At 36.6% G+C, this 6,981-nt stretch carries 6 protein-coding genes; all 6 read right to left on the bottom strand.

The annotated features are described in order from the left end of the window. Positions 1 to 182 precede the first annotated feature (182 nt). The 6 genes from V7068_RS01390 to V7068_RS01415 all read right to left on the bottom strand — a co-directional run bounded on the left by V7068_RS01390 (position 183) and on the right by V7068_RS01415 (position 6,804). A complete protein-coding gene (locus tag V7068_RS01390) occupies positions 183 to 1,538 on the bottom strand; it encodes an LLM class flavin-dependent oxidoreductase (RefSeq protein WP_499710638.1) in 1,356 nt (451 codons plus the stop codon). A gap of 165 nt (positions 1,539 to 1,703) precedes the next feature. Next, positions 1,704 to 2,528, bottom strand: a complete 825-nt coding sequence (locus V7068_RS01395) for an ABC transporter permease (RefSeq protein ID WP_252289556.1) — start codon at positions 2,526 to 2,528, stop codon at positions 1,704 to 1,706. Positions 2,529 to 2,549: 21 nt separating this feature from the next. After that, positions 2,550 to 3,353, bottom strand: coding sequence for an ABC transporter ATP-binding protein (locus V7068_RS01400; RefSeq protein WP_499710639.1), 804 nt, complete (start codon positions 3,351 to 3,353; stop codon positions 2,550 to 2,552). 403 nt (positions 3,354 to 3,756) lie between these two features. Beyond that, complete coding sequence (locus V7068_RS01405) at positions 3,757 to 4,749, bottom strand: patatin-like phospholipase domain-containing protein (protein WP_499710640.1); 993 nt, start codon at positions 4,747 to 4,749, stop codon at positions 3,757 to 3,759. A gap of 288 nt (positions 4,750 to 5,037) precedes the next feature. Next, a complete protein-coding gene (locus V7068_RS01410; RefSeq protein ID WP_499710641.1) occupies positions 5,038 to 5,577 on the bottom strand; it encodes a PadR family transcriptional regulator in 540 nt (179 codons plus the stop codon). Positions 5,578 to 5,622: 45 nt separating this feature from the next. Beyond that, positions 5,623 to 6,804 carry a YhgE/Pip domain-containing protein gene (locus V7068_RS01415; protein WP_499710642.1) on the bottom strand — a complete coding sequence of 394 codons (1,182 nt, stop codon included), beginning with the start codon at positions 6,802 to 6,804 and terminating at the stop codon, positions 5,623 to 5,625. Between the last annotated feature and the right edge of the window lie 177 nt (positions 6,805 to 6,981).

Below are 6,981 nucleotides of genomic sequence, written 5' to 3' on the forward strand. Positions count from 1 at the left end.
ATAGAAAGAGTGCGGTATCATAATCCTAGACAAGTATCGCCGGTTGAACGGCGTAGTTGGCACCGACCTTGCCCTCTTGAAAGACTGTTTTTCTCTCAAGTGTTGCTCACCCAAGTCTCGCCTCTGCCTCTTCTTATGGAAGGTGGTAAGTGGGATATTTGTGAGAAAGAACCCCAGCGGCTTTAGCCATGGGAGTGGTCAGTTTCTACTGATTCTTTCGAAAATTGATTTACTGGACGTGCTAAACCTAAATTTTCACGCAAGGTTGAACCTGTATATTCTGTTCTAAAAATACCGCGTTTTTGTAGTTCAGGAATCACCAAATCAACAAAATCATTTAAACCTGTTGGAAATACTGATGGCATAATATTAAAGCCATCCGCTGCTTCATTTTCAAACCATTCTTGTAACTGATCCGCAATTTGTTCTGGTGTTCCAATAATTTCACGATGACCACGTGCTCCTGCAATTCGTTGATATAACTGACGAATAGTTAAATTCTCACGATCAGCAAGCTCTTTTACTAATTGGAAGCGACTTTTAATACCGTTTACTTCTTCAATGTTTGGTAATTCAGGCAGCGGACCATCCACTGGATAACCGCTTAAATCAAAATCTAACTGCGCAGATAGTCTTGCAACACCTGCTGCCTCTGGAATTAAATCTAACAATTGCTGTCTTTTTAGTTGTGCTTCTTCCTCTGTTTTACCAACAATCGGATATACACCAGGCATGATTTTTAATTCATCTGGATTACGTCCATACTTCACCATACGACCTTTCACATCACGATAAAACTTTTGTGCATCTTCTAATGTTTGCCATGCTGTAAAAACCACCTCCGCTGTCTCTGCTGCTAATTCTTTTCCTGCTTCTGATGATCCCGCTTGCACAACAACTGGATATCCTTGTACTGGACGGGCAATATTTAATGGACCTCCTACAGATAACCATTTTCCCTCATAATTAATCGTATGAACTTTTGAAGCATCTGCAAATTGCCCGGTTTCTTGGTTGAAACAAATAGCGTCATCTTCCCAGCTATCCCACAGTTTTTTCGCAACATCTACAAATTCTTCTGCTCTCTCATAACGCTCTGCATGTTTAATGTCTTTCTGACCAAAATTGTGTGCCGTTTCTTCACCAGTACTTGTTACAACATTCCAACCAGCTCTGCCTTTACTTAAATGATCAAGTGAGGCAAATTGCCGAGCTAAATTAAATGGCTCTGTATAAGTTGTCGATACAGTCCCAACAAGACCAATATTTTTAGTCACCGCAGCCAAACCTGATAAAAGAGTAAACGGTTCAAAGAATACCGAACATTGCTGATCAAACCCAGAATTAGTTGCGCGAGCGCTTAATACATCAGCAAGAAAAATCATATCAAACTTGCCTCTTTCTGCTGTCACCGCCTGCTCCTTAATAAAGTCAAAATCTAACACATGCTCTGCCTTTGCTTCAGGATGACGCCAAGCTACAACATGGTGTCCTGGGAGCATAAAAAATGCGCCTAATTTTAATTCTTTCTTTGACATAACTATCATTCTCCTATTTTTCATATTTGTTTAGTGTGTTTTTTGTAAAATAAAAATTGATTGCTAAGCAGTCAGACTTAACTTTCAATAGAATAATCACTACCCTTAAAATCTTTCACTTTATTTAAAACTTCTTGCTTCAATACAATGTCCTGTAATTCTCCATTATAAAGTTGGATCTTGCTTCCATCGTGAAAGTCTTTTTTCTATCGACAGTAAACCATAGTTAATGAATAAACCTAAAACCGAGATTGTTAGAATTCCTGCATACATCTCTGGAATCATGAAATTATACTGAGAGTAAGTGATTAAATAACCTAACCCTTCTTTTGCGCCTACCATTTCTGCTGCTATTAAAATTAAAATAGCACTTGATCCCGCCATACGAATACCGGTAAACATTGTTGGTACAGATGCCGGTAAAATAACTTTGTAAAACAATTTAAACGATGAAATATTCATCGAGCGTGCAGATTTAATAAGTAATGGATCCACGCTCCCCACTGCAGCGATAGTATTTAAGAGAATAGGCCATGTGCAAGCAAACAATATAATAGATATTTTAGAAGTTTCACCAATCCCTAGTAATAACATGAATACAGGTAATAATGCCAACGCCGCTGTATTACGGAATAATTCTAATACAGGATTCAGTAAATCGCGTGCTAGCGGATACCAACCGATTAATAGACCTAGTGGAATCGCAATCACTAATGCCAAACCAAAACCAAAAATAGAACGTGTAATACTCGCTGAGAAGTGGGCAAACAGTTCACCTGACTTCACCATCTCCCACCAAGCAATTAATACGCTTGAAAATCGCGGAAAGAATGCTTCGTCCACTAAGCCTATACGTGGCGCTATTTCCCATAGTAAGAACAATGCAATTAATACAATGGATTGTTTAAACAACTTTTGTAAGCCAGAAAATCCAATATTTTTTAACTTTTTATTATTTACAGATAAGTCGACTGATTTTACTGTTTCCATTTGAATCCCCCTCTCTTTTATTTAAATATTTGCTCCTATATATTCTGGTTCATGTAATAAATTCCAGACCTTTTGACGTATTTTCACAAAGTCTGGATGTGAACGAACATCTGCATCTCGTGATTTTAACGGAACATCGACAATTTCCTTCACTTGTCCCGGTCCCCCAGTCAACACAACGACACGCTCTCCCAAGTAGATAGCTTCATCAATACTATGGGTAATGAAAATAATTGTTTTCTTTGTTTGCTTCCAAATTCGAAGTAATTCACTTTGCAGAGATTCACGTGTTTGCGCATCTAATGCAGCATAGGGTTCATCCATTAGTAAGACATCCGGATTAAAAGCTAAACTTCTAGCAATCGCTATACGCTGCTTCATCCCGCCAGATAATTCATGTGGATAGCGATCAGCAAATTGGCTGAGCCCTACTAAATTAAGATAATAATTTGCTTTTTCTTTCCATTCACGCTTTGGAATACCTTTTGCCTCTAAGCCAAATTCGATATTTCCTCGCGCCGTCTTCCATGGAAATAGTGCGTATTGTTGAAAAACAATTCCACGATCTAAACCGGGACCCGCAATCTCTTTCCCATCAATTAAAATACGGCCTCGTGTTGGTGTGGTTAAACCTCCTGTTAGATCTAATAGCGTAGATTTACCGCAGCCGCTTGGTCCAACTAGAGTGATAAACTCTCCTTCTCGTACGGTAAAACTTAAATCCTGGACCGCTGTATATTCATTTGATACTCCTTTTTTATTCGCATCACGAACAGCAAAGGATTTTGTGACACGTTCAAATCTAATTTTTTCAGCAGTAATCATTTGCTCCACTCCATCCTTTATTAAACTCATCTGAATAGTATGTTTAATGGTTGTATCAGCCCTGTTAGTTTTTTAATTAGCGTAGATTACGATTTGCTTCTGATTTGTTCAGTCAACAATAGTCAGTGCCTACATTTAAACTAACCTTCGAGCTTGATGTTCGAAAACAAAAAGACCCCTATTTCAATATATACTTGAGCAAGCATATAATTGAACATAGGGGCCTTTAGTTGTCTAATCAGCCTCTAACAATATGTATCCGTTTAATTCACACTAAACTTATAAACTTAATTTATCATATCAAAAAGAATTGTCAATAATAATTTTATAATTTTCAATATTCTAGTTCAAAAACAATGAATTATACGAGGGATTTATCCACGTTCAATCTGTGCCTACTTATTTAGAGACTATCATCAATAAACTTTTTCGCTTGAGACACACCATCCTGGTAAAATTCACGGGTTTCCACAAAATATTCAAAGAATCCACGATGAATTGTAGGCTGAATTGTTTGCACTTTAATCGGTTTGTACTCTTTATACGGTTTATTTGCTGATTCTGGACGAACCAGCTTATTTCCATATTCAATAAGTTTATTAATCCGAGAAATATCATTAAGCTCTGCATAAAGGGCATTTTTAAATAACATCTTCAATTTAAAGTCTTCGATATCAAAAATGTTATCGATCGGGTCCAGAGATTTGCCTAGTGGCGCTACTGTCACCAAAATAATCTCGTCAGCTACTACCAACGGAGACAAAACCGGATTATATTGATAAGCTCCATCATATTCCCCTTTAAAGTCTCCATATTGAAGCAACTGCAAACACGCTCTCACACCATCCGGAGTTATTGGTTTGACCTCAAAATGTTCGCTCTTGTTTAATTCCATTGTATCCAGAGCTCGTTCGTTCACATACAAAACTGCCTGATCGTTATTAACATTATAAGCATTCATAATAATTCCCACTTCCTCATTGGTGGAAAAAAAATTGGCGATATCATCAAAAAATTGTTGAGGAAATTCAGATTTGTAAATTTTGTTAGGGAAGCAGAAGTTAATCCATTCCTCCAATCTCGAAAAAGGCCAATTGTCAGGCAATCTTTCAAAAATGTTGAGGTAATTAGGAGAAAATTTTTCAGGAATGCCCATGTATGCGTATTGCATGAATTTGAAAAAAGTTGGGATTCCATTTTCTTCGGATTTAAAATACTCATCATAATGTTTTCCAATAGCATTAGGGTCTTTTTGTAAAAAATAATATGCTGACAATATAGCACCGCTGGTAGCTGAAATCAAATCTGGTTTAACCCCCTCATTTCGAAGCGTTTGAAGTACCCCAGCCGCAAATGAGTTCATCCCCCCAATGCCTTGTAGAGCTAAAGCTAACATAGTGAACCACTCCCAATTGAAAAAATTTTGATCTCATCTAATCCAATTCTTTATAAGGGAGCAAATACCTTCTAGATATATGATATTTACCATATTTGTGGAATGTTTTCGATATTCAGATAGTTAAGGATTTCCTTCCTTTTTCAATTAATGCTGCTCGTTAGCACACTACAAAAAAGTGCGTTAATCCTTCTTGGATCAACGCACCCGTTCGTATTATAAGGTCAGCCAGAAATCTGATGAAAACTGACTTTTCTTTATTTTATTTTGGAACAAACTACACCCCCATTATATTTCCCTTTGTTTAATTCGCTTAATTAACTCTTCAAGCCAATAAATTGTGTGCTCTGTTCTAGTTGAAACATAGCCACTCATAAATTCTGCAAACTTCTCGTGTTCTTTGTCTATCTCAATCTGCTTTTCGAAATTAGTAATTTGCTCCCAATGACCCTTAATATTTTTTAATTTTTTCTCTAATATTTCTACTACTTTCTCACGATCCACATACTTGATGCTTGCTAAGCCTACCACCATATCACTAATCTTATCCGTGTTTTCAAACAGCTTGTAGATTTTTTTCGGTAGTTCTTCACGACCTTTAGCCGTAATCGCAAATATTTGCTTATCAGGTCGATGTTCTTCTTTTACGATTTCGACGGTCTCAATTAAACCTTGTTTGGCTAATGAATCAAAGTGGTAGTACAGTTTACTTTCTGTCAACCCACCTAGTTGATCCAATGGAATGGGTTCTGAAAGCTGTTTTTTTAATTTATAAGGATAATTGTTATCCTCCATCAGTTTACTCAATATAAAAATTTGAATGGACATTCTCTTTGCTCCTTCAAGAAGAATTCTCTTCTTATTTTAGCAAAACTACACTGTGATTTCAGTTGCATTCTTTACACTTTCTGTTTCCGCTACTTCTATTGGCATTGGTTTGTGGATAAACGCGACAATAGCAATATTAATTAACAGGGCAACCGCACCTACTGTAACCATTGACCAAATATACGGACTTGGACTAATGCTGCCATATAGGTTTGCAAAGTATGCCTGTACCGAGTAATACATCGGCGAAATGTGACTCATCCATTCATATGGCAAGTACATCATATCACGTGTAATTGTGGCACCATTTGCTAATGTTTGTATTAATAAAATTGGTAAGTTTAAAATCATACCGCCTTCACCCATTAAGAAGATTACAATCGCGGTAAAGTTAAAACATACCATATAGTTTAAAATTTGCTGTCCTACTAAACTAAAGAACAGGTCACCACTTGGCTTATTGATTAAATATGTTAAACCCAAAGCAAATAATGATGATACAACTGCAACCAATAACGCAGTTAATTGTACATAGCTGAATAAACGTGTTTTACTTGCTTTTCCACGGCTTTCCTTAAAGGCAGCTACTAATTGCATCGCTCCAATCATCGCACCCGTATAACCAGCCATCGTTAAGAACATTGGCAGCATATTATTATGCATACCGTCTGGCATTTCGTTGATTGCAACTACATTTCCTACATAAGCTGTTTCAATCTTTTTAGCCAATTCAGCAGCTAGCTCTTCTGGTACATTAAAGTTCATTAATACGCCCTGAGCTGTTTGTTGTGAAAATTGTGTGCTTAACTGGCTATTAATTTCTGTAACAATTGAATTCATAGTGGAAGAAACAACTGTTGCCCCTGCTTCATTAACTGTAAAGTCGATACTTGATGACACTTCACCTTTTTGCATATCCGCGGAGAATGTCTCTGGAATATGTACGACTAATGCTAAATCATTGTGTTCTAAATCGTTTAAGGCCTGTTTATTTGTTAAATTCGTCTCGATTTCCTTAAACGGTAAATTTTCTTGTAACTGCTTGGCAATCTTTGCCCCATATTCACCGGCATCATCATTGACAATAGCAATCGGTAATTTATCGATATTTCCTGGAATCGCTGTATAACCAGGTAAGAATATACCTAGCATTGCAATTGCATAGAAAATCCCCATAAAGATTGTAGCAGTTGCCCCTCTTGTTTTTAAGAACTGAGTAAATTTCATATGTTGTATCCTTCCTTGAGTTAAAGTTTATTTTAATCAAACTACATCACTTTAACTAAATCACTTTAGTAATAGTACTCAAATTAAAGTACCTTTATAGGTTATTTTATTCTTTTTGCGAAGTCAATGAAAAAATACTTCATTTTTACATGGTAAAAAAATGAAAAATACTCCCCA

Source organism: Bacillus sp. JJ634, from assembly GCF_036962285.1.
In the GTDB taxonomy this organism is placed as follows: domain Bacteria; phylum Bacillota; class Bacilli; order Bacillales; family DSM-1321; genus Peribacillus; species Peribacillus asahii_A.

Coding starts and splice junctions, on each gene's coding strand:
- V7068_RS01390 (WP_499710638.1), bottom strand. CDS start 1,538: ATGTCAAAGAAAGAATTAAAATTAGGCGCATTTTTTATGCTCCCAGGA.
- V7068_RS01395 (WP_252289556.1), bottom strand. CDS start 2,528: ATGGAAACAGTAAAATCAGTCGACTTATCTGTAAATAATAAAAAGTTA.
- V7068_RS01400 (WP_499710639.1), bottom strand. CDS start 3,353: ATGATTACTGCTGAAAAAATTAGATTTGAACGTGTCACAAAATCCTTT.
- V7068_RS01405 (WP_499710640.1), bottom strand. CDS start 4,749: ATGTTAGCTTTAGCTCTACAAGGCATTGGGGGGATGAACTCATTTGCG.
- V7068_RS01410 (WP_499710641.1), bottom strand. CDS start 5,577: ATGTCCATTCAAATTTTTATATTGAGTAAACTGATGGAGGATAACAAT.
- V7068_RS01415 (WP_499710642.1), bottom strand. CDS start 6,804: ATGAAATTTACTCAGTTCTTAAAAACAAGAGGGGCAACTGCTACAATC.